Origin of the sequence: Anaeromyxobacter oryzae, assembly GCF_023169945.1 — a bacterium.
Taxonomy (GTDB): Bacteria; Myxococcota; Myxococcia; order Myxococcales; family Anaeromyxobacteraceae; genus Anaeromyxobacter; species Anaeromyxobacter oryzae.
The window spans coordinates 3,100,979-3,126,736 of record NZ_AP025591.1 but is presented as its reverse complement, the minus strand read 5'-3'; the positions used below and the strand labels follow the sequence as shown (position 1 = coordinate 3,126,736).

Annotated in this window: 25 protein-coding genes; 7 read left to right on the top strand and 18 right to left on the bottom strand. The window is 73.8% G+C overall.

From position 1 onward, the window contains the following. Positions 1-33: 33 nt before the first annotated feature. The 13 genes from AMOR_RS13545 to hprK form a co-directional block, all read right to left on the bottom strand. Positions 34-1,002 carry an ArsR/SmtB family transcription factor gene (locus tag AMOR_RS13545; RefSeq protein WP_248361918.1) on the bottom strand — a complete coding sequence of 323 codons (969 nt, stop codon included), beginning with the start codon at positions 1,000-1,002 and terminating at the stop codon, positions 34-36. 373 nt (positions 1,003-1,375) lie between these two features. Continuing rightward, the gene (locus tag AMOR_RS13540; RefSeq protein ID WP_248361916.1) at positions 1,376-2,518 is read right to left on the bottom strand and encodes an HNH endonuclease; all 1,143 of its coding nucleotides are present in this window, start codon (positions 2,516-2,518) and stop codon (positions 1,376-1,378) included. Between the two features lie 362 nt (positions 2,519-2,880). Beyond that, a complete protein-coding gene (locus AMOR_RS13535; RefSeq protein WP_248361914.1) occupies positions 2,881-4,731 on the bottom strand; it encodes a glycosyltransferase in 1,851 nt (616 codons plus the stop codon). Further along, positions 4,728-6,227, bottom strand: coding sequence for a tetratricopeptide repeat protein (locus AMOR_RS13530; RefSeq protein WP_248361912.1), 1,500 nt, complete (start codon positions 6,225-6,227; stop codon positions 4,728-4,730). Before AMOR_RS13530 ends, AMOR_RS13535 begins: the two co-directional genes overlap by 4 nt. Before the next feature lie 257 nt (positions 6,228-6,484). Further along, positions 6,485-7,651: a methionine adenosyltransferase gene (gene metK, locus AMOR_RS13525; protein ID WP_248361910.1), complete on the bottom strand. Its 1,167-nt coding sequence runs from the start codon at positions 7,649-7,651 to the stop codon at positions 6,485-6,487. Positions 7,652-7,837: 186 nt separating this feature from the next. Beyond that, a complete protein-coding gene (gene ptsP, locus AMOR_RS13520; protein WP_248361908.1) occupies positions 7,838-9,631 on the bottom strand; it encodes a phosphoenolpyruvate--protein phosphotransferase in 1,794 nt (597 codons plus the stop codon). Beyond that, positions 9,628-9,900: an HPr family phosphocarrier protein gene (locus AMOR_RS13515; RefSeq protein ID WP_248361906.1), complete on the bottom strand. Its 273-nt coding sequence runs from the start codon at positions 9,898-9,900 to the stop codon at positions 9,628-9,630. The genes ptsP and AMOR_RS13515 overlap by 4 nt, the downstream gene beginning before the upstream one ends. A 2-nt stretch (positions 9,901-9,902) precedes the next feature. Next, positions 9,903-10,694, bottom strand: coding sequence for a PTS system mannose/fructose/sorbose family transporter subunit IID (locus AMOR_RS13510; protein ID WP_248361904.1), 792 nt, complete (start codon positions 10,692-10,694; stop codon positions 9,903-9,905). Continuing rightward, entirely contained in the window at positions 10,691-11,386 is a 696-nt protein-coding gene (locus AMOR_RS13505; protein WP_248361902.1) for a PTS sugar transporter subunit IIC, read from the bottom strand. Before AMOR_RS13505 ends, AMOR_RS13510 begins: the two co-directional genes overlap by 4 nt. A gap of 16 nt (positions 11,387-11,402) precedes the next feature. Continuing rightward, positions 11,403-11,897, bottom strand: coding sequence for a PTS sugar transporter subunit IIB (locus AMOR_RS13500; RefSeq protein ID WP_248361900.1), 495 nt, complete (start codon positions 11,895-11,897; stop codon positions 11,403-11,405). 46 nt (positions 11,898-11,943) lie between these two features. Then, complete coding sequence (locus tag AMOR_RS13495) at positions 11,944-12,363, bottom strand: PTS sugar transporter subunit IIA (RefSeq protein WP_248361898.1); 420 nt, start codon at positions 12,361-12,363, stop codon at positions 11,944-11,946. Between the two features lie 99 nt (positions 12,364-12,462). After that, positions 12,463-13,344, bottom strand: coding sequence for an RNase adapter RapZ (rapZ, locus tag AMOR_RS13490; RefSeq protein WP_248361896.1), 882 nt, complete (start codon positions 13,342-13,344; stop codon positions 12,463-12,465). Then, positions 13,341-14,306 carry an HPr(Ser) kinase/phosphatase gene (gene hprK, locus AMOR_RS13485; protein WP_248361894.1) on the bottom strand — a complete coding sequence of 322 codons (966 nt, stop codon included), beginning with the start codon at positions 14,304-14,306 and terminating at the stop codon, positions 13,341-13,343. The genes rapZ and hprK overlap by 4 nt, the downstream gene beginning before the upstream one ends. A gap of 416 nt (positions 14,307-14,722) precedes the next feature. Here hprK and AMOR_RS13480 point away from each other — a divergent pair, with 416 nt between their 5' ends. Both AMOR_RS13480 and AMOR_RS13475 read left to right on the top strand, forming a co-directional pair. Further along, positions 14,723-15,676 carry a DHH family phosphoesterase gene (locus AMOR_RS13480; protein ID WP_248361892.1) on the top strand — a complete coding sequence of 318 codons (954 nt, stop codon included), beginning with the start codon at positions 14,723-14,725 and terminating at the stop codon, positions 15,674-15,676. Further along, positions 15,673-16,053, top strand: coding sequence for a response regulator (locus AMOR_RS13475; RefSeq protein WP_248361890.1), 381 nt, complete (start codon positions 15,673-15,675; stop codon positions 16,051-16,053). The genes AMOR_RS13480 and AMOR_RS13475 overlap by 4 nt, the downstream gene beginning before the upstream one ends. Before the next feature lie 219 nt (positions 16,054-16,272). Here the strand turns inward: AMOR_RS13475 and AMOR_RS13470 are convergent, their stop codons facing one another. Together AMOR_RS13470 and AMOR_RS13465 are read right to left on the bottom strand one after the other, a co-directional pair. Beyond that, entirely contained in the window at positions 16,273-17,001 is a 729-nt protein-coding gene (locus AMOR_RS13470; RefSeq protein WP_248361888.1) for a metallophosphoesterase family protein, read from the bottom strand. Further along, entirely contained in the window at positions 16,961-17,809 is an 849-nt protein-coding gene (locus tag AMOR_RS13465) for a nucleotidyltransferase family protein (RefSeq protein WP_248361886.1), read from the bottom strand. Before AMOR_RS13465 ends, AMOR_RS13470 begins: the two co-directional genes overlap by 41 nt. Before the next feature lie 115 nt (positions 17,810-17,924). Between AMOR_RS13465 and AMOR_RS13460 the strand changes: the two genes are divergently transcribed. Then, a complete protein-coding gene (locus AMOR_RS13460; protein ID WP_248361885.1) occupies positions 17,925-18,392 on the top strand; it encodes a hypothetical protein in 468 nt (155 codons plus the stop codon). Positions 18,393-18,395: 3 nt separating this feature from the next. On the opposite strand, the gene AMOR_RS13455 is transcribed toward AMOR_RS13460, so the two are convergent. Continuing rightward, positions 18,396-19,637 carry a DNA polymerase IV gene (locus tag AMOR_RS13455; protein WP_248361884.1) on the bottom strand — a complete coding sequence of 414 codons (1,242 nt, stop codon included), beginning with the start codon at positions 19,635-19,637 and terminating at the stop codon, positions 18,396-18,398. A gap of 89 nt (positions 19,638-19,726) precedes the next feature. Between AMOR_RS13455 and AMOR_RS13450 the strand changes: the two genes are divergently transcribed. The 4 genes from AMOR_RS13450 to AMOR_RS13435 all read left to right on the top strand — a co-directional run bounded on the left by AMOR_RS13450 (position 19,727) and on the right by AMOR_RS13435 (position 23,940). After that, positions 19,727-20,371 (top strand): TetR/AcrR family transcriptional regulator, encoded by a 645-nt coding sequence (locus tag AMOR_RS13450; protein WP_248361882.1) that lies wholly within the window; start codon positions 19,727-19,729, stop codon positions 20,369-20,371. 67 nt (positions 20,372-20,438) lie between these two features. Further along, the gene (thiO, locus tag AMOR_RS13445) at positions 20,439-21,563 is read left to right on the top strand and encodes a glycine oxidase ThiO (protein ID WP_248361880.1); all 1,125 of its coding nucleotides are present in this window, start codon (positions 20,439-20,441) and stop codon (positions 21,561-21,563) included. 105 nt (positions 21,564-21,668) lie between these two features. After that, complete coding sequence (locus AMOR_RS13440; RefSeq protein WP_248361878.1) at positions 21,669-22,580, top strand: SIR2 family protein; 912 nt, start codon at positions 21,669-21,671, stop codon at positions 22,578-22,580. 82 nt (positions 22,581-22,662) lie between these two features. Further along, a complete protein-coding gene (locus tag AMOR_RS13435) occupies positions 22,663-23,940 on the top strand; it encodes a metallopeptidase family protein (protein WP_248361876.1) in 1,278 nt (425 codons plus the stop codon). 18 nt (positions 23,941-23,958) lie between these two features. On the opposite strand, the gene AMOR_RS13430 is transcribed toward AMOR_RS13435, so the two are convergent. Both AMOR_RS13430 and glgA read right to left on the bottom strand, forming a co-directional pair. Further along, a complete protein-coding gene (locus AMOR_RS13430; protein ID WP_248361874.1) occupies positions 23,959-24,252 on the bottom strand; it encodes a hypothetical protein in 294 nt (97 codons plus the stop codon). Positions 24,253-24,292: 40 nt separating this feature from the next. Further along, positions 24,293-25,720, bottom strand: a complete 1,428-nt coding sequence (gene glgA, locus AMOR_RS13425) for a glycogen synthase GlgA (protein ID WP_248361871.1) — start codon at positions 25,718-25,720, stop codon at positions 24,293-24,295. Positions 25,721-25,758 lie beyond the last annotated feature (38 nt).

The window sequence follows — 25,758 nt, the reverse complement described above, 5'->3', positions numbered from 1 at the left end:
TCCTGTTCGGGAACGGCTTTTGGTCGGGGGGTTCTACCTCGCGGGTCGCTCGCCCGCACAGACGACGAGCCCGGGCCCCTTGGCGCCCGGCTCGGGCGGGAGGGAGCGGGCGGCGACCTGGACGAGACCGGCCTCGCGGAGGAGCGCGGCCAGCGCGGCGGGCTCGAAGCCGGGGCGGGCCTGGCCCATCCGCCGGCGGAGCTCCTCGTCGTCATGCCGGGCGGCGTCGATCACCACCAGGCGGCCGCCGGGCCGGAGGATCCGGGCCGCCTCGCGGAGCGCCGGGAGCGGCGCGTCGAGGTAGGCGAGGACCAGCGTCATGAGCGCGGCGTCGCAGCGGCCGGTCTCGAGCGGGAGCGCGGCAAGGTCGGCCTCGTGCAGCTCCACGTTCGGCAGGCTGGCGGTGCGCTTCCGGGCCGCGCGGAGCATGGCCGCGGACTGGTCCACCGCGACGACCCTCCGGACGCGCGGCGCGAGCTCGGCGACGAGCGCGCCGGTGCCGCAGCCGAGATCGGCGACGGTCCAGCCCGGCGGCAGGAGCGCGAGAAGCGCCTCGGTCCCGAACGCGCGGCCGTAGACCTTCGCGCGGAGCTCGTCCCATGCGCCGGCGGCGCCGGCGAAGAACCGCTGGGCGCCGTCGCGGCGGGCGCGCACCGCCTCGAGGCGGCCTTGGTCCTGCCGGACCACCGGCCACTCCTCGGTCTCTGCACGGGCGAGGAGCCAGAGCTTCCGCGCCACCGGGTCGAGCTCCGGGGCGAGCCCGTAGAAGACCTGGGTGCCCTCGCGCCGCGAGGTGAGCCAGCCGAGGTCCGAGAGGACCTTCAGGTGGCGGCTCACGGTGGACTGCGGGAGCGCCAGCACCTCCCGGAGCTCGAGCACCGACAGCTCGCCGCGCTCCAGGACGCGGAGGGCCCGGAGCCGGGTCGGGTCCGCGAGGCCGCCCATCCACCCGAGCAGGGCGTCGGGCGAGCGGGCGGGGTGCTGGGGAGCGGCTTGAGGCATTCGTCTATCCGGATGGACGGATATATGCCGTGCCGTGCGACCCGTCAACGGCGGCGAGACGAACGGCCCGACACCCGGCACCCTGGGTGGGGCGCAGCCCCCGCGAGCAAATAGCTCCGCCCGCTGGAGCAGCTCCGCCCGCCCGTAGAGCTGACGATTCATCACATCTCGGACCACCGCGACCGTCGCCGCAGGGACGCTCGTCTGTGTTGGCGAGCGGGGAAGGGGCTCTAGAAGAGGGGGACGGCCGGGGCGTGGCCGCAGGGGCGAGACGTCGCCGCGGGGATCGGCCACCAAGAAGCCTGCGTCGCGACGGCGGCGATGGGGTCCGGCCAGCCGGAGGCTTCGGGAGGCGCTCCGCCGCGCCCGACGGTCACGTCGGCCCGGTCAGGGCCGCGGCGGGAACTTCGGAGCGCGCACCCGCCGAGCCGCCGTCGCGGCGACCCGTCGCCGCGGTGGCCTTGGAGGCCGGCGCGTACCTGTCCATCCATGCATCGCCGAAGATCTTCCGTGCGGCGAGCAAGTTGTGCCGAGCGCAGAGGAGGCGAACGTTCTCGGTCGTCGACTTCCCGCCGAGCGCCTTCGGCTGGATGTGGTCGTACTGGAGACGGTGGCGCGAGCCGCAGACGCCGCCGTTCTCGAGAGCCCACCGACAGCAGCCGCCGTCCCGCACCCACACCGCCCGCTTCACCTCCGCCGGGATGTGGTCCGGTCTCGACGGCCGCTTCTCGCGCCGCGGCTTCTCGACCAGGCCCTTCCGCTTCTTGGCCCGGTCGAGCAGGAGATCGAGCGCGGCCTCGAGGATCACCTCGGTGCTCGCCCCCGGGTGTGAATGCGAGAGGGCATTCTGTGCCTCGGCAACCTTCGCCTCGAACCGCTTCGTGACGGTGAGGTGCATCCGACGGAGGTCGGCGGTGAGCGGCTCGAAGGTCGGCGGCTCCCTCCGGGAAACCGGGGCATTCACGGTCCGTGCGGCCACTTTGGCATCGACGAGTTCTGCCGGCGAACCGGGCGCAATGACGCGGGCGGTCGCCCGCGCGCCGAGCTCGAGCGCTGCGGCGGGTTCGGGGTCATGAGCCGGCGGCGGCGCCGCGATGCGAACAGTCGTCACGACCTCCCGGCGCGGCGGCCGCTCCACCGGCTTCAGCTCAGCGACGACCGCCCGCGCCTCCTGCTTCGAGAGGTGGAGGAACCGGGGGATCACCCCGTCCCGGTTCTCCGGCGTGAGCACCTGGGCGAGCTCGCCGACGGTGGAGAGGCACAGCTTGCCGTCCTCGAGCGGCTCGACCAGCTCGGGGAAGCGCTGGATGAGCTCGGCGGCGGTCTTCCGGTAGAAGGCCGCGCTCTTCGACAGCCCGAGCTCCCGGTTCAGGTAGGTGAAGAGGCTCGGGTAGCCGAGCTCGAGCCACAGCCGCTTCGCGTCGAAGCCGGCCAGGGCGACGAGGAAGGCCGCCATCGCGTGGTGCTCGCGGCGGAGGAGCTCGGAGAGGCGGATCGAGGAGTCGCGGGCGTTCATGCGGGCATCGTCTCACGCGTATTCTCACCCTCCGGAAACGCTCGGATTCGAGCACTGGCGCGAGAATTGGCGAGCCGCCTCGCGCCGGGGTTCGGACGCCGCTCGCGACGCGCAACGCGCGCGGAGCGCTGCGGGAGAGGCGTCCTCGCGTGGGCGCGACGCGCGATCCGCGAAAGCGCCGGAGACGTGTCAACCGCCCGACGCGATCGGTTGGGTTCCCCCGAACGCGCCCGCATCCGCGTCTCGCGCCGGGAGCTCGTCGTCATTGCGACGCAGGCTTCTTGGTAGCCGATCCACGCGGTCGACGTTTCCCCACCGCGGACCCGCCTCGGCCGGCCGGCGGGGCGGGGGCGCAGCCCCCGTCAGAAATGAAACCCGAACCCGAACAGGACGGTCTGCAGGCCGAGGAGCGACAACCCCCCCAGCGCGACGCCCAGCACGACGAACACGAACGGCACGTACACGAGCGCGCGGACCCAGGTCGAGCTCCACGAGACGTGGTGCAGCACCGGCAGCAGGAGGAACCCGAGCGCGAGCCCGAGGAAGGAGATCTGGAAGGTCGCGAGGCAGCTCAGCGCGAAGCCGACCCCGCAGAGGACCTCGAAGGCCTGGACCGCGAGGTGATCGGGATGGCTCCCGGCGAGCAGCGCGGCCGCGCTCGCCCGGAGGCGCGCGGCGACCGACGCGGGACGAAGCCCGGCGCGGGGTGCGCCCCGGTCGGCGGTGACGTGGAACACCGCCCGGCCGGTCAGGAGGTAGCAGACGACGCCCACCGCCGAGAGCGGGCCGAGCGTGCCGTACGCCGCCGTGCTCTGGCCGAGGAAGCGGACGAGCGTGAGCGGCTTCCGCCACAGGTCGAGGACGAAGCAGAGCACCGGGGCGAACAGGGTGAGGAGCGTGATCGCGAAGAGGTCTGCGCCCGCGAGCGACTGCAATCGCCCGCCGAGCACGGTCGTGGGGACCACCAGCTCGGTCCCCCCGAGCGCGATCGTGAGCGCCGCGCGCTGCCCGAACAGCGCCGTGAGGACCACGTTGGCGTCGATGACGAACAGGAAGTACAGCAGCGAGAGCGGCAGGTTCACCGTCGGGAACAGGACGTCGAGCTTCTCGACGATCGGGATGTTGCGCGACCGGAGCACCCGTCCCATCTCGCGGGAGAGGAGCTCGCAGGTGCCGCGCGTCCACTTCATGTGCCGGATCCGGAACGCGCGCACCGTCTCGGGGAAGTCCTCGTAGCAGACCACGTCCTCGGCGAAGCGGCCGCGCCAGCCTCGCTCCCGGGCGCGGAGGGCGAAGGCGAGGTCCTCGCTCACGAGCTCCGGGAAGCCGCCCGCCGCGACCCACGCCTCCCGGCGCACGAGCGCGCCGTGGCCGAGGAGCATCACGAAGCCGTAAGCGTTGCGGAGCGGCTGGTACCAGCGCCAGTGGATGCCGATGCCGACGCCGAGGGACCTCGCGAGCGCGCCGGGCGCGGCGGGGTTGCAGGCGTGGTTCGCCTGCACGAACCCGCAGGACGGGTCCGCGAGCAGCCGCGGCGCGAGGCGCCGGAGGAAGTCCGGTGGCAGGATCTCGTCCGCGTCGGCGAGCGCGAAGACCGGCTCCTGCGCCACGCCGTCGAGGGCATGGTTGAGGTTCCCCGCCTTGAAGCCGCGCCGGTCCCGCCGCCGGACGACGCGCACCCGGCGCGGAGCGCCGGCCGCGAACGCGTCGACCCGGGCGCGGTACGCCGGGTCGGAGCTGTCGTCGAGGAGGTACACCGTGAACCGGGGGTAGTCCTGCTCGAGGCACGACCGCGCGCTCGCCTCCACGAAGTCGTTGCAGGTCGTGTAGAGCACGGCGACGGCGGGCAGCTCGGCCGAGGGGAGCGCCGGCGGCGGCGGCGCGGCGCGGCGGCGATGGCGGATCGCGAACAGCACGACGGCCACGTTGAAGAACCCGTGGAGCCACGCGAGCTCGGTGAACGCGACGAAGAACGCCAGCGCACACCACTCGAGCGGGGTCTCCGCCGCGGCGAGGCACGCGGCGAGCCTCGGGTGGAACCACGCGAGCGCGAGGGACCAGGCCGCGAAGATGGACGCGTACAGCGCCGGGCTCGGCGCGGCGGCGGCGCGCGCGGCGTCGCTCGTCCGCGGCGCAGCGTCCGCGCCCGGGCCCCGCTCCTCCGCGAGCTCCGGCACGGCGGCCACCGCCGCCGCCCCGCGACCCGACCTCACCGCGGCCCTCCCGCCGAGACCGTGAGTCCGAGCGCGTAGACCGTCACCGCGGATCCGGCCGGGGGCCGCTCGTGGGTGAGCAGGAGCTGCGCCCGGACGTGCCCGCCCACCGGGAGGACGGCGCGGAAGAAGCCGGACGCGAGGTCGCCCTCGACCGTCCCGCCGAAGGCCCGGCCCGCGGCGACGCCGCCGCCGATCTCCGCGTGGGAGCGCGACTCCGCGACGATCGAGAGGGCACCGCGGACCTCGTTCTCGCCCGCGACACCGCTCCGGCCCCAGTAGGCCGCGGGCTCGATCCGGACGTAGGACCCGGCCGCGAGCGAAACGCCGGCGTGGGCCCCCGCCTCGACGAGCCCGTCCTCACGCGGCCCGGCCCAGCCGCCGAGCCGCACCGCAGAGCGCTGGCCGACCCCGACGACCTGCTCGCCGCGGAGGAGTCCTTGCGCGATCCCGCCGGGCAGGTCCCGGTAGCCCACCTCGAGCCGCGTCACGTTCCGGTCGCCCCAGCCCAGCAGGCCACCCAGGTACGCGGCCGGCACGTGCTCGTTGCGGCGCGCGAGGTCCGCGTTGTCGAGGCTCAGCGTGTCGTCGTACTGCGCCCAGACGCGGAGGCCGTCCGCCGGCTCGATGGCGAGCTCCGCGAAACGGACGCCCGCCTCCTCCGGGGCGTCCGCGCGCGTGGTGATGCCGCCGAGGACCGTCGCCTCGACGCGGGTCCGGACCTCCGTCGCGTCGAGCCCGGCCCGCGCGTCGGCGCGCCCGGGCTCGAGCGCGAGGGCCTGCTCGAAGGCGGCGCGCGCCTCGGCCCGGTGGCCCTCGGCGTAGAGCGCCTGCCCGAAGGCGACCTGCAGCTCGGCGCTGTCGGGCCGCGTCCGCGCGAGGACGTCGAATTGCCGGGCCGCCTCGCCGGGCTGGCCGCGCCAGAGCGCGACGTAGGCGAGCCCCTTCGCCGCGTCGAGCGTGCCGGGCTCCACCTCCAGCGCGCGCCGGAAGGTCCACTCCGCCGTCTCGAGGTCGCCGGACCAGGCGAGGGTGTAGGCGAGGCCGGTGAGGGCGGTGAGATCGCCCGGCCTCGCCACGAGCACGTCGTTGAAGTCGGCGCGCGCCTCGGCGTACTTGCCCTGGTGGGCGCGGACCTGCGCGCGCTCGAGCAGGACGTCGAGGCGGGCGGGCTCGATCGTGAGGAGCGCGTCGAGCATCCGCTCCGCGTCCTCGTTCCGGCCCTCCGCCGCGATCCGGCGGGCCGCTTCCAGCTCCGCGCCGCGCGGGCGCAGCGGGGGCACGGGCGCGGTCGCCGGCTTCGTCCCGTGGGTCGTCCGGCCTCGCTCCGCGCCCGGCGCGCGGCCGCGATCGCCGCGCGCGCCCGCGGCTGGAGCGCTCGCGGCCTGAGCGCCCGGGGCCGCAGCGCTGGCGGGATCGCCGCCGGTGGCCCTCGACGCCGGAGCCCCCGCGAGCAGGACCGCGAGCGCGGCCGTCCACGCATTCGTCCGTCGCATGCCCCGCCCCCCCGAGCAGCGCGCGATCCGGTGGGCGACGAGTGCCCGCCGGCTCCCTCGCCGATCGACCCGCGCAGGCATCGAACGTACACCCGCACGCAAGCGCGGACGGACGACCTAGGAGGTGCGAGACGAAAGGAGCGGCTCCGCCCGGGCGGCACCGGGCGGGTGCGGCACGAGAGCGCGCGGAGCCCGGGAACGCGAAAGGGCCCGCCCGTCTCCGGGCGAGCCCTCGCGTGTGGAGCCGGTACGAACGCCTACCCGGCGGCGCGGACCTTCGCGAGGCCCGCCGCGTCCGCGAGGGCCTCCTTCTTGTCCGTCTGCTCCCAGGTGAACGACTTCTCGGTCCGACCGAAGTGGCCGTACGCGGCGGTCTTCTCGTAGATCGGTCGGAGCAGGTCGAGGCCCTCGATGATCTGCCGCGGCTGGAGCCCGAACACCTCGCGGACGGCGCGGGCGATCTTCTCCTCCGGGACGACGGCGGTGCCGAAGGTCTCGACCATCACCGAGACCGGATCCGCCACGCCGATGGCGTACGCCACCTGGACCTCGCAGCGCTTCGCGAGCCCGGCCGCGACCACGTTCTTCGCGATGTGGCGGCCCATGTACGCCGCCGAGCGGTCCACCTTCGACGGATCCTTCCCGGAGAAGGCGCCGCCGCCGTGGCGGCCCATGCCGCCGTAGGTGTCGACGATGATCTTCCGGCCGGTGACGCCCGTGTCGCCCATGGGGCCGCCGATGACGAACCGGCCGGTCGGGTTGATGAAGATCTTGGTCTTCTTGTCGATGAGCTTCTTCGGGAGCGCCTTCGCGATCACCAGCTCCTTGATGGCCTCGTGGAGCTTCTTGTTCGAGACCTCCTCGGCGTGCTGGGTGGAGACGACCACCGTGTCGATGCGGGAGACCTTCCCGTCCCGGTACTCGACGGAGACCTGGCTCTTGCCGTCCGGGCGCAGGAAGTCGAGGCCGGCGCGGCGGGCCTTCGCGAGCTGCCGCGTGACGGCGTGCGCGTACTGGATGGGCGCCGGCATCAGCTCCGGCGTCTCGTCGCATGCATACCCGAACATCATGCCCTGATCGCCCGCGCCGCCCGTGTCGACGCCCTGGCCGATGTCGGGCGACTGCTGATCGACGGCGACGAGCACCCCGCACGTGTTCCCGTCGAAGCCCATCTCGCCCGCGGTGTACCCGATGCGCTTCACGACCTCGCGGGCGAGCTTCGGGTAGTCGACCTTGGCCTTGGTCGTGATCTCGCCCGCGATCATCACGTACCCGGTCTTGAGGAGCGTCTCGCACGCCACCCGGCCCTTCGGATCCTGGCGAAGGACCGCGTCGAGCACGGCGTCCGAGATCTGGTCCGCCATCTTGTCGGGGTGGCCCTCGGTCACGGATTCCGACGTGAAGAGGTAGTCGCTCATCGGCATGTTCGGGGTTCTCCTCGGGGGGACGGCGAAGGTACGCGCGCGGCGCGCACAGTGTCAATATCGCGGACGGCCTGCTGATTCCTCCGCCGGATCGGAGGGTGGCGCGGCGCCCGCGGCGGCGCCTGCTCGCCCGCCCGCCATCCAGGAGGAGCCGCTCCCGCCCGTCTGCCGCCACCGGGCGAGGGCCTAGCCCGACACCGGGCCGACCGCCGCCTCCTGCTCGACGAGCCCCGGGAACCGGCGCGCCATCTCCTCGCGGACCTCGCGCTCGATGTCGTCGGCGAACGTCATCCCGAGGATCCGGTCGAGGAGCACGCGGCCGTCGGACGCCTTCGCGGCCCGGATGATCCGCTTCACGACGGGGATCGACGGGCCGTTCATCGAGAGCTCCGTGACGCCGAGCCCGAGCAGGACCAGCGCGTTCACGGGCTCGCCCGCCATCTCGCCGCACATCGAGACCGGGACGTTCGCGGAGCGGGCCGCGTCGCAGATCGTCCGGAGCGTCCGGAGCACCGCGAGGTGCAGCGGCTTGTAGAGGTAGGCGACGTCCTTGTTCTGCCGGTCGATCCCGATCGTGTACTGGATGAGGTCGTTCGTCCCGATGCTGAAGAAGTCGCACTCGCGGGCGAGGCGGTCCGCGATCATCGCGGCCGAGGGCAGCTCGATCATGATCCCGACCGGCACGTCCTTCATCGGGACCCGCTGCTCGCGGAGCTCCTCGCGCGCCTCCTCGAGCGCCCGGCGCGCCGCGCGGAGCTCCGCGACGCCGGAGATCATGGGGAACATGATCTTGAGGTTCCCGTGCACCGAGGCGCGGAGCAGCGCCCGGAGCTGCGCCTTGAACATCTCCGGCTGGCGGAGGCAGTAGCGGATCGCGCGGAGCCCGAGCGCCGGGTTCTCGGCCGCGATCCGCATGCCCGCCGGGAGCTTGTCCCCGCCGAGGTCGAAGGTGCGGATGGTCACCGGCCTCGGCGCGAGCCCCTCGAGGATCCGCCGGTAGTTCTGGTAGTGCTCCTCCTCGCTGGGCAGGTCGCCCCGGGCCATGAAGAGGAACTCGGTCCGGTAGAGCCCGACCGCCTCGCCGCCGTGGGCGAGGAGGCTCGGCACCTCCTCGGCGAACTCGATGTTGCCCGCGAGCCGGATCGGCACGTCGTCGAGCGTGCGGGCGGGGAGATCGCGGGTCCGGAGGAGCTCCTTCTCCTCCTTCAGCCGCCGCGCGCGCGCCGCCTCGTACCCGGTGAGCTCCTCCGGCGACGGGTTGATGACGACGACCCCGCGGCCGCCGTCCACCACCACCCAGTCGCCGCGGTCGACGCAGGACGTGGCCCGGCCGGTGCCCACGACCGCCGGGACCTCGAGGGCGCGGGCGACGATGGCCGTGTGGGAGGTCTTCGCGCCCGCGTCCGTGACGAAGGCCGCGACCTTCCGCTGGTGCAGCAGGAGCGCGGTGTCGGCGGGCGAGAGGTCGTGCGCGACGATGATCGCGCCCTCCGGCGGCACCTCGTCGACGTCCGGCGCCTGGCCGAGGAGGTTCTTGATGACGCGCTCGCCCACGAAGTCGATGTCGGCCCGCCGCTCCTTGAAGTACTCGTCGGCGTGCTCGTGGAAGGCGCCCTTGATCTTCCGGAGGGCCCGCTTCACCGCCCACTCCGCGTTGAGCCGCTCCTCCCGGATGAGCCGCTGCGCCTCCTGGACGAGCATCTCGTCCTTTAGCATCATCCGGTGCATGTCGATGATGGCGGTGTGCTCGGCGCCGCCGAGCGCCTCCGCCTGCGCGACCTTCCCGCGCACGTCCTCGAGCTGGAGATCGGAGATCTCGAGCGCGGTCCGGAGGCGCCCCACCTCGTTGTCGATCTCCTCGGCTCCGAGCCGGCGCTTCGGGGTCCGGACCCTGCGGCGCTCGATGGTCCAGCAGCGCCCGATCGCGATGCCGGGCGACGCGGCGAGGCCGACGAGGATGGTCCCGGAACCGGTCGTCATTTCTCCCCGAAGCCGCTCTCGATCACCTTCGCGAGCGCCGCGAGCGCGGTCTCGGCGTCCTCGCCCTCGCAGGATACCGTGATCTGCGACCCCTTGGCGGCGGCGAGGGTGAGCACGCCCATGATGCTCTTCCCGTTCACCTGCATCCCGTCCTTCTCGACGTGGATCTCCGAGCGGTAGCGATTGGCCGTCTGGACGAGCTGCGCCGCGGCGCGGGCGTGCAGCCCGAGCTGATTCACGATCGTGAAGTTGCGCTCGACTCGGGCCATCCCTAGCTGCTCCCGTGCAGGTGGCCGAGGAGGAGGCCCGCACCGAACCCCATGAGCGTCGCCACGTACGCGGTGGGGAGGAGCCTTGCGCCCTTCGCGAGCGCGGCGTAGCCCGCGGCCGCGGCGATCGCGACGAGGGCGGCGGCGGCGGGGCCCGAGACGACCCCGGCGCGGAGGAGGAACACGGCCGCGGACGCGCCGCAGAGCCCGGCCCCCGCCGCCCGCAGGCGGTCCGCCAGGGCGGGCAGGGAGAGGCGGCCGATGGTCGCGACGAGCTGGTCGCCCCGGAGGTACCCGGCGCGGAACAGGCCGACCCGGAGGGCGAGGTGGATCGCGTTGTAGACCGCGAGCGCCGCGACGATCGCCGGCGCGCCGAAGAGGAGCGCCCCGAGCGCCGCGAGCGCGCCGAAGAACGGGCGGAGCGCGGTCCAGAAGAAGCCGTCGCCGAGCGCGGCGAGCGGGCCCTGCAGCGTCGCCTTGTAGGCGAGCGGACCGCGCTCCGGCTCGGCGCCGGAGGCGACGCGCTCCTCGTGGTGGATCGCCCCGCCGACGATCGCCGCCGCCATGTACGGGTGGCAGTTGAAGAAGCCGAGGTGGCGCCGGAGGGCCTCCTCGCGCCGGATGGGGTCGGCGTAGAGCGCGCGGAGCGCCGGATCGATCGCGTAGGCGAATCCGAGGTTCTGCATCCCGCGCCGGTTCCAGCTCGCCTGGAGGAAGAGGCAGCGCCAGAACACGCGCACGAGCGTGCCGGCGGGGACCTTCGCGGGCGCGAGCGCTGCCGCGGCCTCGGTCACCGGAGCCTCCCGACGGCGAGACCGGCGGCGGCCACCACGGCGCCCGCGGCGAAGAACCAGCGCGGCGCCGCCCGCGCCCGGAGCGCCTTCGCGCCGGACGCGCACGCGAACGCCGCGAACGCGAAGAACCCGACCTGGAGCGGCCCCGCCGCGTCCGGCGCGGCGCGCAAGAGCGGCGGAATGACGACCGCCGCGACGGCGGCCGCCAGCGGCGCGAGCACCGCCGCGATCGCGAAGGGGGCCGCGAGGCCGTAGAGGTTGCAGCGGACCGCCTCGCGGAGGTGGTGGCCCGCGAGGGCGGCCTCGGCGTGCAGCGCGATCCGCTCGTTCCAGCCCTCGACGAGCCGGTCGGCCTTCCGGCCGAGGAGCGCGACCGGCGCGGCGACGAGCACCGCGAGGATCCCGATCTCCGGGGTGACGCCCGCGCCGAGCGCGCGCCCGGCGAGGACCGCGCCTCCGGTGATCGCGGCGGTGCCGAGCGCCTCGTGCACCGGGAGCGCCGCACCGAGGTTCACCGCGCCGAGCCAGAACAGCTCGAGCGGTGGCGCGAGGAGGAGCCCGCCCGCCGCGTCCCCGAGCGCCCACCCCGCGACGGGCGCGAGCGCGATCGGCCGCGAGAGCATCGCCTGCAAGAACCCCTTTCGCTCCACCGCAGCCAGCCCGGCGACGAGCCCTAGGACGAGATAGCCCAAGCTCGATGAGTCTAACCTATCGGGCCGCGGCGTACCGGCGTTCGATGTCCTCCATCCCGGCGGGGGGCTCGGACGGGATCGCCCGCGCCTCCACGTCGAACCCTTCGGCGGCGAGGGCCCGCAGGGCGGCCACGTCGTCCCCGGACAGGAACACGGAGGGCGTGACCTGCTTCCGGCCGGGGCCGAAGTGCACGTTCCCGAGATTCACCTTCGGAGCGAGCGCCGGGGTGAGCCCGGCCGCCCGCGCCCGCGCGAGGCCGGCGACGTCGCGGACGAGCACGAGCACCTTCACCCGCCCCGTCCCGAGCGCGGCGAAGTCCACCCCCGCGACCGGCAGGATGCGGACCGGCAGCTCCGGCGGGACGCACAGCGTCATGGCGGCCTTGGCGAGGTCGCTCGCCGCCGCCTCGTCGTCGGCGACGACCACCTGGTCGATCCCGAGGCGAGGGACCCAGGCCTCGAGGATCTGCCCGTGGAGGAGCCGGTTGTCGACGCGGACGAGGGAGATCACTGGAGTGTGACGCGGGGGTGCGCCCCCGGATTCAAGCCGACCCGCGTCAGGATCGGGAGCTCCGGGCGCGGGTCCGCAGGAGCTCCGAGGCGAGCGTGATGTTCTTCTGGCCGTACCCGGTGACGAGCTCGGCGGCGGCCTGGAGGGAGACGTTCTCGGCCCGCGCGGTCGCGAGCTTCAGGATCATCGGCAGGTTCACGCCCGTGACCACCTCGAGCTTCTCGTCGAGGAAGGTGAGGGCGAGGTTCGCCGGGGTACCGCCGAACATGTCGGTGAGGACGAGGACCCCGTCGCCCGTGTCGGCGCGCTTCACGGCCTCTGCGAGCCGCGACCGCGCATCCTCCATCGAGGACCCGGCGTGGATCGACACCGGCTCGCACTGCTCCAGGCGGCCCACGATGCCCTCCGCCGTGGCGAGCAGCTCCTCCGCGAGCCTTCCGTGCGTGGCGACGACGAGTCCGACCATGTCCGTTGTCCGTCCTGGATCCGCTCGCGACCGGCCGCGAGCGCGCGCGTACCATAGCCGTCGCGCGCCCTCGCGGCCACAGTCCTCTGTCCGGCTGCGCTATTCCTTCTCCACGTCGCGGTGCCAGAGCCGCACGGGCTGGCCGCCCGCCTCGAGGCGCTCGGAGAGCGCCCCGGCGATCGCCACGGACCGGTGCTTGCCCCCCGTGCAGCCGATCGCGATCGTGAGGTAGCTCTTGCCCTCGGTCCGGTACCGGGGCAGCAGGAACCCGCACAGCTCGGCGACGCGGTCCAGGAACGCCTTCGCGTCCGCCTGGCCGAGGACGAACGAGGCGACGCGCGGATCCGTCCCGGGGAACGGCTTCAGCTCGGGGATGAAGAACGGATTGGGCAGGAACCGCACGTCGAGCACCAGGTCCGCGTGGGTCGGGATCCCGAACCGGTAGCCGAAGGAGACCACCGTCACCCCGAGCTTCGCGCCCTCGCCCGCGACGAACCGGCGCCCCACGAGCCGCTTCAGCTCGTGGACGTTCAGCGTGGTCGTGTCGATCACCTCGTCCGCGATGGCCTTCAGGTCGGCGAGCGCGAGGCGCTCCGTGGCGATCCCGTCGGGCACCGTGCCGCCCTCCCCGGCGAGCGGGTGCCGCCGGCGGGTCTCGGAGTAGCGGCGGACGAGCGACTCGTCGGACGCATCGAGGAAGATCACCTCGACGTCCGCGCCCTGCTGGCGGAGCTCCTGGATGACGCGCGGCGCCTCCACGAGGAACCGGCCCTCGCGCGCGTCCACGACGAGCGCGATGCGCGAGACCTCGCCGGCGGTGTGGCCGGAAAGCTCGAGGAGCTTCTCGAGGAAGACGATGGGGAGGTTGTCGACGCAGTAGAAGCCGGCGTCCTCGAGCGCGCGCAGGGCGGTCGACTTCCCCGAGCCCGACACCCCGGTGAGGATCACCACCTGCGGACCGCCACGAGCGGTTTCGGTCATTCGACGTCGAGCTCGCCGACCCGCCCGCCCGGAGCGAGGGCGATGGCGCGGTTGAGCCGCTCCTGGAACTCGCGGGCCGAGTGGTGGCCCTGGAGCTTGAGCAGGTGGTTACGGGCCGCGACCTCGACGATCGTGGTCATGTTGCGGCCGGGGCGGACCGGCACGATCAGCATCGGGATCTCGACGTCGAGGATCCGGAACTTCTTCTCCTCGACGCCGAGGCGATCGTACTCGACGTGCGGATCCCACTCGACCAGCTCGAGGACGATCTCGATCTTCTTGCGCTCGCGGATCGACGCGACGCCGAAGAGGTCCTTGATGTTGATGATGCCGAGCCCGCGGATCTCCATGTGGTGCTTGATGATCTCGGAGCCCGCCCCGACGACCGAGTCGGGCGTCCGCCGCTTCACGTCGACGATGTCGTCGGCGACGAGGCGGTGACCCCGCATCACGAGGTCGAGGGCGATCTCGCTCTTGCCGATGCCGGACTTGCCGAGGAGCAGGATCCCGACGCCGAACACGTCCAGGAGCACGCCATGCATGGACGTCTGCGCGGTCAGGATGTCCTCGAGGCAGTTCTGGACGGACTCGATGAAGTTCGAGGAGAGATGGGTCGTGCGGAGCAGCGGCACGCCCGCTTCGTCCGCCACGGCGCTCATCTCCGGCGGCACCTCGAGCCCCTTCGTCACGACGAGGCAGGCGATGTCCTGCGAGAAGAAGTTGCGGAGGACCGCGACCGCCCGCTCCCGCGGCAGCGTCCCGAGGTAGCTCATCTCCGTGTTGCCGAACACCTGCACCCGCTCCTTGTGCAGGTACTCGGTGAACCCCGCGAGCACGAGCCCGGGCTTCTGGATCCGGGACGAGCTGATGCGCCGCGAGAGCCCTTGCTTGCCCGCGACCAGCGTGAGCCGGAGGTCGAACTTCGAGTCGTCGAGGAGGGCCCCGACGCGGATGGCATCCATGCCGGACGGAGTGTAACCCAGCGAAACCCGGCCCCGCTACCTCGCCGAGCGCTCGCGGCGCAGGTGGTCGCCCGCGGCCCGCCGGGCCGCCAGCGGAGGGGCGCCGCGGCTTCGCCGGCCGGCCCGGCCGGGCGTCCAGGGCCGGGCCCGCCCCGCCGCCCGTCACCGCCGCGGCGCCGGCCGCGGGGCGACGGGGCCGCGCATCGCGGCGCCATTCACGGTGGGTGATCGAGCGCGGGTGCGATCCCGCGCCGGTCAGCGGCCGGCGCGAGGAGCGCCTCATCGAGGTCGCCGGCCGGACGCGGCGGGGGCGCGCGGCGCGGCGACCGTCCACCCCTACGGGGGCATGCCCGGAGACCCGGACCCGCACGCTCGCGTTGACGCTATGCTCCCCGGGTCACTAGATTGCCGCGCCGATGCAGCTCGAGCTCCTCTACCACGGTAACTGCTTCGACGGCTGCGCATCGGCGGCCCTCTTCGCCCGTTTCTTCCGCGAGCGCGAGGGGACGCGCCTCTCCGAGATCTCCTTCCGCCCCCTGCACCATCAGCAGGGAGATCCGTTCCCGAAGGACGCGTTCGCGGCGGACGTGACCGCCTGCGTGGATTTCCGGTTCTCGCCGCGGCTTCACTGGTGGTTCGACCACCACGCGAGCGCGTTCCCCGCCCCGGAGGACCGAGCGGCGTTCGAGCGGGACACCTCCGGCCAGAAGTTCTGGGACCCGACCGCCCCGAGCTGCACCGGGTTCATCGCCCGGACGCTCGCCGATCGCTTCGCCTGGCGCGCCGACGACCTCGCCGAGCTGGTGGCGTGGGCCGACGTCATCGACGCGGCGCGCTTCGACTCGGCCCAGACCGCGGTCCGCCTCGAGCAGCCGGCGCTCAAGATCATGACGCTGCTCGAGGCGACGAAGGATCCCTCCGTGCCCACCCGCCTCATCGAGGCGATGCAGCACCGGTCGCTCTCCGAGATCGCGGCGGAGCCCTGGGTGTCCGGCCCCCTCGGGCCCATCCTCGAGCGGCACCGGTCGAACATCGACGTCGTGCGCAGGCACGCGCGGGTGAGCGACGGGGTGGTCGAGGTCGACCTCGGCGACACCGCCGTCGAGGGCGCGAACAAGTTCATCGCGTACGACCTGTTCCCGGACGCGCGGTACACCGTCGTCGTCACGAAGGACGCGAAGAAGACCAAGATCTCGGTCGGCTCGAACCCCTGGGCCCGCGAGAAGCGCACCCACGACATCTCGAAGCTCTGCGAGCGCTACGGCGGCGGCGGCCATCCGGTCGTCGGCGCGGTGTCGCTCGGCCCCGACCAGCTCGCCGAGGCCCGCCGCATCGCGCGGGAGATCGCGGGCGCCCTGCGCACGCCATGACTCCCGGCCAGTACATCCTCGTCGTCGACGACGACGACGACTTCCGCGAGGCCCTCTCCGAGGTGCTCACCGAGGCCGGCTACCCGGTCCAGAAGGCGGAGAACGGCGAGGTCGCGCTCGGCAAGGTCTCCGAGGAGGCGCCCGGCATCGTCCTCCTCGACCTCAAGATGCCGGTGCTCGACGGCTGGGGCGTGATGGAGCGGATGCGCGGCGACGCGAAGAGCGCCGCGGTCCCCATCCTCATCCTCTCCGCGTACGGCTTCGAGTGGGAGGCCGAGCTCCTCGGCGCCCAGGGCTACATCCCGAAGTCGGTGGGGATGGACGAGATCCTCGAGCGCGTCCGGAAGGCGGCGGGACCGCCGCCGTTACGGCACTGACGAGCAGGCGCCGTGAACCGTGGCCGTGCCCGTACACGTGCCCGATCGCCCGTGCCCGTGACCCAGCTCCCGTGGCCCGTGGCCCCTGCCGCGTGAGACGTGCTTCGTCGAGCAACTTCCGGTGCCGGGCCACGGGCCACGGGCCACGGGAAGCGGGTGACGGAGAACGGAGAAGCCGGGCACGTTTACGGGCACGTTTACGGCGCACGGGCCCCGCGCCTACAGCTCGAACACCCTGAACCGCTTGTCGTCCATCAGCTTCCGGATGAGCGGCATCGCCACGTTGTAGACGGGGATCCCCTTCGGCGTCTTCCCCTCGAGCGTGCCGTGGTGGGCGTGGCCGTGGAACACCGCGACGGCGCCGAACGCCTCGCACGGCGCCGCGAGGCGGGTCGTCCCGAGGTACGGCCGGAGCTGCAGGTCCTCCCCCGCGACGGTGTCCGCGATCGGCGCGTAGTGCATGAGGACGATCTTCTTCTCGACCTCGAGCTGCGCGAGGGCCGCCTCGAGCTTCAAGGACTCGTTCACGGCCTCCTGGACGAACGCCTTGATCACCGGCTCGCCGAACGCCTGCAGCATCGCCTTGTCGAACCCGCCGGCGAAGCCCTTCACCCCGGCGATGCCGAGGCGGTGGTCGAAGACGGCGTGATCGCCGTCGAGCACGGTCACCTTCGCCTCGCCGAGGATCCGGACGATCTCCTTCACCACCCCGCCCTCGAAGTCGTGGTTCCCGAGCACGGCGGCGCACGGGACGCGCAGGCCCGTCAGCACCTCCGCGAGCGTCTTCACCTCGTCGACGAGGCCGTGATCGGTCAGATCTCCGGCGAGGACGAGGCCCTCCGCCTCGCCGTTCACCATCTTCACGAGCTCGCGGAAGCGACCGTGCTGGTCCTGCCGGCAGTGGAGATCAGCCACCGCGGCCAGGCGGAACGTCCCGTTCGCCGCCATCGATCGCGCCCCTCCCGGGCTCCCGCTCGACCTCGTCCCAGCGCCGCCCGTCGTGGAGGCCGAGCTCCTCGAGGTCGTGGCGATACTGGACGCGCGACATGAGCGGCCCACGGCAGAGCGGCAGCGGGTGGTCGCCCGCCCGGACGTTCTCCCGCTGCCGTCGCACGAGCTCCTCGACGAGCCAGTCCGGCACGACCGACCGCGAGGCCGGGTACGCGAACTGGAACAGCAGCAGGTGCGAGAAGAGGACCTCCCAGTACCGATCGAAGCGCGCGAGGAGGCGCTCCCAGTCCATGGTCCCCCCGCAGGCGTGCAGCAGGTGGTTCACGTCGGCGCCATCGTATCGCTCGCGCTCGAGCACGAAGCTCTTCGACCAGATCATCTCCTCGGGCGGCGCGAGCAGGACCTGCACGTCCATCACCCGGCCCGTCCGCGCGTTCTCGAACCAGAGGTCGTCGACCACCGCGACGCCGTTGCCGGACGAGAAGATGAGGTCGACGAACCACTCGCCCTGCCACGCCTTGCCGATCCAGCCCGGGTCGGTGATCTCGGTGCGGAAACCCGCCCTCTCGAGCACCGCGAACGCCTCGTCGAGATCGCGCTCGCGCAGGAAGAGGTCGAGGTCCTTCGTGTCCCGGAAGATGCCGGTGTACTCGAAGAACGCGTACGCGCCCGCCACCATGAACGGGACCCGTGAGGCGGCGAGCGCCCGGAGCGCCGTCGCCCTCGCGTCCAGCTCCTCCTGGCTCCGCTCCCTGCCGACGGACCTCGGGGCGAGGTCCTCGGTCGCACGTTCGCCCGCGCTCATGCGGAGAACTTGGGGCTCGCCGCGACCGGGCGCAAAGGCGGGGCGCCGTTGCCGGGCCGGCGGGCGCGCCCGCAGGTTGCGGTGTCGCCCTGCTGGACGACGGGAGGAGCATCGGATGTCGAGGATCGGGATCGCGGTCGCGGCGGGGTGCCTCGCGCTCGCCGCCTGCCGCAAGCAGGGCGGCGAGGCGGGCGGGCAGCGGCCGCAGGGCGGCACGCAGGAGGTGACCGGCACCGTGGCGCGCGCGGACGAGACGCGGCTCGTCATCCGGGCGCCCGACCGGCCGGACGTCACGCTGCGCGTGAGCGATCGGACGACGGTGAAGGTGGACGGGCAGCCGGCGTCGATCGACCGGCTCGAGGAGGGCACGTCGGTGCGCGCCTCGTTCCAGACGGGCCACGGCGGGCGCCCGACCGCGATCACGGTGGAGGCGCAGAGCCCGCTCGAGAAGGGCGGCACGACGGGCGGCGCGCACGCGCGGACGGAGAGCGGCGCGCACGGCGGCACCGGCTCCTCGCCCGCGGGCGACGGGCCGAACATGGGCCCGAACGCGCCCTTCGCGGGGCCGAAGCGCGGGAAGTGACGATCAGTCGTCGTCGTCCGGCGCCCGGTCGCCGCCACGGCGGAGCGTCCGGGCCGGGCCGGCGAGATCGGCGCGCGTGACGGTGTTCTCGCCGAAGCGATCGGCGAGCGCGTCGAGCGCCGCGTTGAGCTTCCGGCGTCGCGTCTCCTCGGGCGGCCGCGGGACGACGTCGGCGGCGAAGAGCCCGAGCTGCCCGCGCTCCTCGCCCCCGGCGAAGTCCGAGACCGAGATGCCGGTGAGCCGGACCGGCCGGGCGAGGTCGATGCGCTCGAGCTGCGCGCGCGCCGCCTCGTAGATCGCCCGGTCGTCGTCGGTCGGCTGCGGGAGCGTCACGCGCCGGGTGACGAGCTCGAAGTCCGCGTACTTCACCTTCAGGGTGACGACGTGGCCCTCGAGCGAGGCGGCGCGGAGCCGCCGCCCGACCCGCGCCGCCTGCGAGAGCAGCTCGCGCTCGAGCGCCACACGGCCGACGAGATCCTCTCCGAACGTGTCCTCGGCGCCGACGGACTTCGCCGCCTCGTCGGGCACGACCTCGCGCGGGTCGTCGCCCATCGCGAGCGCGCGGAGCCCGCGGGCGTGCGAGGCGCCGATCGCCGCCGCGAGCGCCGCCTCGGGCATGCGGGCCAGGTCGCCGATGGTCGCGACGCCGATCTTCCGGAGCGCCGCCTCGGTGACGTGGCCGACGCCCCAGAGGCGACCGACGGGGAGCGGCGCGAGGAACGCGGCGACGCCGCCCGCGGGGACCTCGACGAGGCCGTCGGGCTTGCCGAGGTCGGTCGCGATCTTCGCGGCCATCTTCACGTCCGCGATCCCGGCGGACACCGCGAGGCCGCACTCGTTCCGCACCGCGGCCTTGATGGCGCGGGCGATGTCCGCGCCGGCGCCGTGCAGCGCGCGGCTGGCCGTGACGTCGAGGAAGGCCTCGTCGAGCGAGAGCGGCTCGACGAGCGGCGTGTAGCGCCGGTAGATGCCGAACACCTGATCGGACAGCGCCCCGTACCGGTCGAAGCGCGGCGGGAGGTAGACGCCGTCCGGGCAGAGTCGCCGCGCGCGCGCGGTGGGCATCGCGGAGCGGACACCGAACCGGCGCGCCTCGTAGCTCGCGGCGCAGACGACGCCGCGGCGGCCCGTCCCCCCCACGATCACGGGACATCCGCGCAGGCGCGGGTCGTCCAGCTGCTCGACCGACGCGTAGAACGCGTCCAGGTCGAGGTGGACGATGGTCCGGGGACCGGGCGCGGGCATCGCATCCTCTATAGAGCGCCGCTCCGTCAGGCCCAACGGGGATGAAGCGACGCTTGACCCGCGTCAACCGAAACGATAAGTGCTTTCTCATGGACGGCTCGGTCGCCAGCAGGAGGGTCGGCCCGCCACGTCCCGGGATCGCGGAGCGGATCTGGGACGCAGCGCGCTCGGAGTTCTCGAAGCGCGGCTACCACGGCGCGCGGGTGCAGGGGATCGCGCGCGGCGCCTCCTGCAACGTCGCCCTCATCTATCGCCACTGGGCGTCGAAGCGCGCCCTCTACCTCGACATCCTCCGCTCGGTCTGGCTGTCCGCCGCGAACGAGATCTCCCGGCTCGTCGAGGACGGCGGGAGCGGGCCGCAGTCCGTCATCGGCGCCTACCTCGACGCGATGATGCGGGATCCGATGGGCGCGCAGATGCTCGTGCGCGAGTACCTCGACGGCGCGCCGTACCTCTCGCAGCTCACGACCGCGGAGCCGGCGCTGCTCGATCCGGTCCGCCGCGCCGCGGCGGTCGTCGCCGCCGGCGCGAACGACGGCGCGCGCGTCGACCCCGTGCTCACCGTCGTGACGGTCGGCGGCCTCGCCGCGCTCGTCGCTTCCGCGCAGGAGGCCGTCCGGCCGTTCGTGGCCGAGCCGCTCCCGCCGGAGGCGTGGCGGACGCACGTCCTCGACCTGCTCTCGCACGGCCTCGTCGGCGGGCGCGCCGACGGCGCCGCGAACGGCGCTCGCTGAGCTCGCGGCGCCGGCGCGCGCGGTGGACGCTTCACCGCCGCCCGGTTCGAGCATAGTCTCCGCTCGCATGAAGACCGACGTGGTGGTTGTGGGCGCCGGCCTGCAGGGCTCGGCGGTCGCGCTCCGCCTGGCTCAGGCCGGCAAGAAGGTCACCGTGCTCGAGCGCGCCATCCCCGGCGCCGAGGCGTCGAGCGCGGCGGGGGGGATCCTCTCGCCGGGAGTCGAGGCGGTCGAGCCTGGACCGTTCTACGCGCTGTGCGCCGCCTCGCTCGCCCGGTACGCGGCGTTCGCGCGCGAGGTCGAGGCGGCGAGCGGGCTCTGGGTCGGCTACCGCGGGGGCGGCACGCTCGAGGTCGCGTTCGACGACGCCCACGCGAAGGTCCTCGCCGGCCGCGCCGAGAAGCTCGACAAGGCAGGCCTCCCTGTGACCGTCCTCGACGATCGCGAGGTGCGCAGGCTCGAGCCGGGCCTCTCCCCCGCGGCGCGCGGCGCGCTCCACTTCGAGGACGAGGCGTCGCTCGATCCGCGCCTGCTCGGGCGCGCCGTCTACATCGCCGCCGCGCGCGCCGGCGCCACCTTCCTCACCGGCCGCGTGCGCCGGATCCTGCACGAGGGCGGCCGCGCCGCCGGCGTCGACCACGAGGCCGGCCGCATCGACGCGGACGCGGTGGTCCTCGCGGCGGGCAGCTGGAGCCTGCAGGTGGAGGGACACGGGCTCCCGCCCGGCGCGGTCCGCCCGGTGCGCGGCCAGATCGCCGTGGTCGAGACGCGCCCGCCGCTCCTCGCGCGCGTCGTGTTCTCGGGCAACGGCTACGTCGTCCCGCGCGCCGACGGCCGGATCCTGTGCGGCTCGACGATGGAGGAGGTCGGCTTCGAGAAGGCGGTCACCGCGGGCGGGCTCCGGCACGTCCTCGACGTGGCGCTCGAGATCGCACCCGCCCTCGCCGACGCTCCCGTCGTCGAGACCTGGTCGAACTTCCGCCCGGCGAGCCCCGATGGCGAGCCGATCCTCGGGGCCGGCACCGTGCCCGGCCTCTTCTACGCCACGGGCCACACGCGGAACGGGATCCTGCTCGCGCCCATCACCGCGGACGCCGTCACCGCGGCCGTGCTCGGGAAGGCGCCGCCGGTCGACCTCTCCCCGTTCTCGCCGGCGCGGCTGGGCGCCGGGCGGCCGCCGCGCGCGCACTGACGGTCGCAGGGAGGGGCCCCGGGAAGCAGGACGGCCCTGCCGGCGGGGCGGCACGCCCAGTGGACGTTGCCCGGTCGCTCCGCCGCGCCAACGTTTCCGGGCGGCATGCCCGGCGCGCCCGACCTGCGCGCGGTCCAGGACCGCATCTTCGACCGGCTCGCGCGGGGCCAGCTCCTCGTCCTCGTCGGCGCCGGCGCCTCCCGATGGGCGGGGCTGCCCTCCTGGCGTGAGGCGGTCTGCGCCCTCGCCGAGGACCTCGTCCCCGCGCTCCGCAAGAAGGTGCCGGGCGTCCGCGAGCGGTTCGCGCCGCCGTCGCCGCGCGACCGGATCCCGGTCGAGGCGCTCATGCGGATCCCGGAGGCCCACCGGTATCTCCGGGGCGAGGCGCGGCTCGTGGAGAAGCTCGCGGAGCTCTTCGACACGTCGCGGATCGACCCCGCCCGCCTCCCGCTCCAGCGGCTCCTCGTCCGCCTCTCGGCGTTCGTGCCGGCCATCTACACGACCAACTTCGACGACCTGCTCGAGAAGACCTTCACCTGGGCCGGGAGGCCGTGCCAGGTCGTCGCGGGCGCGGAGGACATGCACCGCTGGCGGTTCGACCGGGTGAACGGGCGGTTCGTGCCCCGGTTCCCGATCTACAAGCTCCACGGCACGCTCGGCCGGCCCGGGACGCTCGTGGTGAGCGAGTCCGATTTCCAGCGCAGGTCCGACCTCGCCTCGAACCCGATCGACCTGCGGTTCTGCTCCGACGTCGTCGGCCGCGAGCTCCTCCTCGTGGGGTACGGCTTCGCCGATCCGAACCTGCGGTGGATCTGGACCAAGCTGCGCGACCTCGAGGTGCTCCCGGTCGCCTGGTTCCTCGAGCTCGGCGCGTCGACGGACCTCGAGCTCGCCACGTTCGAGCTCGATCGCATCGTGCGCGTCGACCTCGAGGCCTCGGACCCGGACCACCCGCCCGAGCTCCTCGCCTTCCTCGAGGGGCTCGCCGCGCGGTGCGAGGCGGAGCTCGGCGCCTGAGGGCGGCCGACCTCCTCTCCTCTCCCCCGCCGAAGGTGCCCCCGTCTGGCGTGCCCGTCTCGCCCATGGCAAGCTCGCCCCGATGGTTCGGCCGCTCCGCCGCGCGGCGGGCCTCCTGCTCGCCGCGGCCTGCACCCGCTCCCCGACGCCCGCCCGCGCGCCCGCGGAGGCCCCCGCGCAGGCAACGGCCCCGGCGGCGCGGACCACGGCGCCCGCGGTCGCGAGCCTCATCCGCCCCAGCAGCCCCGGGCAGCCCCCGCGCCAGAGCGAAGGCGTCCGCCCGCGCCCATCGCCGTGCCTCCCGGACGAGCCGTACGCCGCGCCGTCCGCGCTCTCCGAGGAGGCGCTCGACGCCCTCGACGGCGGCGACTCCGAGCACGCGCTCGGTTGCGCGGACGAGGCCCTCCGGATCGCGCCGCGCCTCGTCTCGGCGCTCGCCGCGCGCGGCGGCGCCCTCGCCGCCTCCGGCAAGCTCGACGACGCCCGGCTCGCCTTCGCGCGCGCCCTCGCCATCGATCCCGACGATCCGCGGGCGCTCCTCGGCGCCGCCGAGCTGTACGTGCGGCGCCTCGGCGGCGCGCGCGACGCGCTCGAGGCGGGGCTCGAGTACGCCGTGCGCGGCGCGCGCGCGGCCGGCCGCCCACCGCACAAGGCCGGCGAGCTCGCCGCGCGCCTCGAGCTGCTCGCCGGCATCGCCGAGAACGACCTGGGCCGGAGCCACCTCGCCCTCGGCCACCTCGACCGCGCCGTCGCGGGGCGCCCCGAGGACGCCGATGCGGTCTACGAGCGGGGCGTCGCGCTGTTCGAGCTCTGCCGCTTCGACGAGGCGCAGCGGGCGTTCGAGCGCGCGCTCGCGCTCGCACCGGACGACGCGTGGACGCTGCACCAGCTCGGGCTCCTCGCGGAGCGGCGGGGCGACGCGAAGCGGGCCGACGCCCTCCTCGCGAAGGCGCGCGCGCTCGCGCCCGCGGACTTCAAGCCGGAGCTCGCCCTCGACGAGAAGGCGTTTCGCGCCGAGGTCGAGGCCGCCGTCGCCGCGCTGCCCGAGCCCGAGCGGAAGGCGCTCGCCCTGGCGCCGGTGGAGATCCAGGACCTGCCCGCGCCGGACGACCTCCTCGCGGTGGATCCGCCGCTCTCGCCGTCGATCCTCGGCCTGTATCGCGGCCCCGCCGAGGACGAGCCCTGCACGACCGCGGACGGGCCGCGCTGCCGGTCCATCGTGTTCTACCGGAAGAACCTGGTGCGCTTCGCCCGCGACCGGGGCGAGCTCACCGATCAGGTGCGCGTCACGCTGCTCCACGAGCTCGGGCACCTGCACGGCGAGAGCGACGACGAGCTCCGCGATCGCGGGCTCGAGTAGCTCCCGCCCGGCGCCTCGTCAGCTGCGGTCGGAGCCGGGCCCCTCGTCCTCGCGGACGTGGACCGCGTCCACCTCCGGCGGCTCGGGCGGCTCGGGCTCGGAGAGGTTCGCGAGGTCGTCGTCGGGGCCGGGGAGGTCGCCCCCCGAGTCCATCCCGAGCGGCGTCGGCGCGGCCCCGCCCACGTTCGACATCGGGACGAGCTTCTCGTCGTCCTCCTCGAGGAGCTCGCGGGTCAGGCGCTCGGTGGGGCGTGCGGTGGGCTCGCCCCCGTCCGGCGCGAAGTCGTCATCCGTCAAGCGTCGGCGCGGCATGCCGTGAACCTGGCCACTTCGGGCCCGGGACGGCAATGCCTCAAGCGCCGAGCGTGCGGTAGAGCGCCTCGTAACGTCCGGCGCTCCGCTCCCAGCTGTTGTCCTCCGCCATCCCGCGGAGGACGAGGCCGCCGAAGGCGCGCCGATCGCGGTACACGTCGAGCGCGCGCCGCACCGCGAGCGTCAGCGCGTGGGGCGAGTACTCCGTGAACTTGAAGCCGGTCCCGGCGTTCCAGCCGTCGTAGTCCACGACCGTGTCCTCGAGCCCGCCGACGGCCCGCACCGCCGGCACCGTGCCATAGCGGAGCGAGTACATCTGGTTCAGCCCGCACGGCTCGAACTTGGAGGGCATGAGGAAGACGTCCGCGCCCGCCTCGATGCGGTGCGCGAGCCCCTCGTCGAACCCGATCCGTGCCGCCATCCGATCCGGCCGGTCCCGCGCGGCGCGCGCGAACGCCGCCTCGTACCGCTTGTCGCCGCTCCCGAGGAGGACGACCTGCACGTCGTGATCGAGGATCGAGGGGAGCGCGGCCGCGACGAGGTCGATCCCCTTCTGATCCGCGAGGCGACCGACCATCGCGAGGAGCGGCACGCTCGCGCGGACGGGGAGCCCGAGCTCCTCCTGGAGCGCCGCCTTGCACACCGCCTTGCCGGCGAGGTCGTCCGCGCGGAAGTGCGCGGGGAGGTGCGGATCCGTCGCCGGATCCCACTCGTGCGTGTCGATGCCGTTCAGGATGCCGGTGAGGTCCTTCGCGCGATGGCGGAGGACCGCGTCGAGGTTCGCGCCGCCCTCGGGCGTCAGGATCTCCCGCGCGTAGGAGGGCGACACGGTCGTGAGCGCGTCCGCGAAGGTGAGCGCCGCCTTCATGAACGAGAGCTGATCCCAGAACTCCATCGCCTCGTAGCGGAACACGTCCCAGGGCAGCCCGAGCACCGGGACCACGCTCTTCGGGAAGACCCCCTGGTAGGCGAGGTTGTGGATCGTGAAGACGGTCCTCGCCGCGGACAGGGCGGGGTCCTGGCGGTGCTCGTGCCGGAGCAGGAACGGGAGGAGCCCCGTCTGCCAGTCGTTCACGTGGACGATGCGCGGCCGGAGCCGCATCGCGGAGGGGACGGCGAGGGCGGCGCGCGCGAGGTACGCGAACCGCTCGGCGTTGTCGGGGTAGTCGCCGCCGTCCTCGCCGTAGAGGCCGCGGCGCGACCCGAAGAAGTGCTCGTGCTCGACGAAGTAGACCGGCGCGCGCTCCTTCTTCACCCACAGCGTCGTCGCCTCGCCGCGCACGTGGATCGCGCGGTGGATGGGCTTGAGGCCCCACCGCACCGGATCGATGGAGCCGTACCGCGGGGTCACGACCGAGACCGCGTGGCCGCGCGCGGCGAGGGCTCGGGGCAGCGCCCCGGCGACGTCCCCGAGCCCGCCCGTCTTCGAGAACGGGGCGACCTCGGAGGCGACGAACAGGATCTCCATGCGCCTTGTTTATACGCGCCCGGGAGGATCCGGGGGGC

Bases quoted from the DNA above. Each gene is read 5' to 3' on its own strand.
- AMOR_RS13465 (WP_248361886.1), bottom strand. From the start codon at position 17,809: ATGAGCGCGGGCGAACGTGCGACCGAGGACCTCGCCCCGAGGTCCGTC.
- AMOR_RS13530 (WP_248361912.1), bottom strand. From the start codon at position 6,227: ATGCGACGGACGAATGCGTGGACGGCCGCGCTCGCGGTCCTGCTCGCG.
- rapZ (WP_248361896.1), bottom strand. From the start codon at position 13,344: ATGACCGAAACCGCTCGTGGCGGTCCGCAGGTGGTGATCCTCACCGGG.
- AMOR_RS13430 (WP_248361874.1), bottom strand. From the start codon at position 24,252: ATGCCGCGCCGACGCTTGACGGATGACGACTTCGCGCCGGACGGGGGC.
- thiO (WP_248361880.1), top strand. From the start codon at position 20,439: ATGAAGACCGACGTGGTGGTTGTGGGCGCCGGCCTGCAGGGCTCGGCG.
- AMOR_RS13455 (WP_248361884.1), bottom strand. From the start codon at position 19,637: ATGCCCGCGCCCGGTCCCCGGACCATCGTCCACCTCGACCTGGACGCG.
- ptsP (WP_248361908.1), bottom strand. From the start codon at position 9,631: ATGACGACCGGTTCCGGGACCATCCTCGTCGGCCTCGCCGCGTCGCCC.
- AMOR_RS13450 (WP_248361882.1), top strand. From the start codon at position 19,727: ATGGACGGCTCGGTCGCCAGCAGGAGGGTCGGCCCGCCACGTCCCGGG.
- hprK (WP_248361894.1), bottom strand. From the start codon at position 14,306: ATGGATGCCATCCGCGTCGGGGCCCTCCTCGACGACTCGAAGTTCGAC.
- metK (WP_248361910.1), bottom strand. From the start codon at position 7,651: ATGCCGATGAGCGACTACCTCTTCACGTCGGAATCCGTGACCGAGGGC.
- AMOR_RS13435 (WP_248361876.1), top strand. From the start codon at position 22,663: ATGGTTCGGCCGCTCCGCCGCGCGGCGGGCCTCCTGCTCGCCGCGGCC.
- AMOR_RS13495 (WP_248361898.1), bottom strand. From the start codon at position 12,363: ATGGTCGGACTCGTCGTCGCCACGCACGGAAGGCTCGCGGAGGAGCTG.
- AMOR_RS13480 (WP_248361892.1), top strand. From the start codon at position 14,723: ATGCAGCTCGAGCTCCTCTACCACGGTAACTGCTTCGACGGCTGCGCA.
- AMOR_RS13460 (WP_248361885.1), top strand. From the start codon at position 17,925: ATGTCGAGGATCGGGATCGCGGTCGCGGCGGGGTGCCTCGCGCTCGCC.
- AMOR_RS13475 (WP_248361890.1), top strand. From the start codon at position 15,673: ATGACTCCCGGCCAGTACATCCTCGTCGTCGACGACGACGACGACTTC.
- AMOR_RS13515 (WP_248361906.1), bottom strand. From the start codon at position 9,900: ATGGCCCGAGTCGAGCGCAACTTCACGATCGTGAATCAGCTCGGGCTG.
- AMOR_RS13545 (WP_248361918.1), bottom strand. From the start codon at position 1,002: ATGCCTCAAGCCGCTCCCCAGCACCCCGCCCGCTCGCCCGACGCCCTG.
- AMOR_RS13440 (WP_248361878.1), top strand. From the start codon at position 21,669: ATGCCCGGCGCGCCCGACCTGCGCGCGGTCCAGGACCGCATCTTCGAC.
- glgA (WP_248361871.1), bottom strand. From the start codon at position 25,720: ATGGAGATCCTGTTCGTCGCCTCCGAGGTCGCCCCGTTCTCGAAGACG.
- AMOR_RS13470 (WP_248361888.1), bottom strand. From the start codon at position 17,001: ATGGCGGCGAACGGGACGTTCCGCCTGGCCGCGGTGGCTGATCTCCAC.
- AMOR_RS13540 (WP_248361916.1), bottom strand. From the start codon at position 2,518: ATGAACGCCCGCGACTCCTCGATCCGCCTCTCCGAGCTCCTCCGCCGC.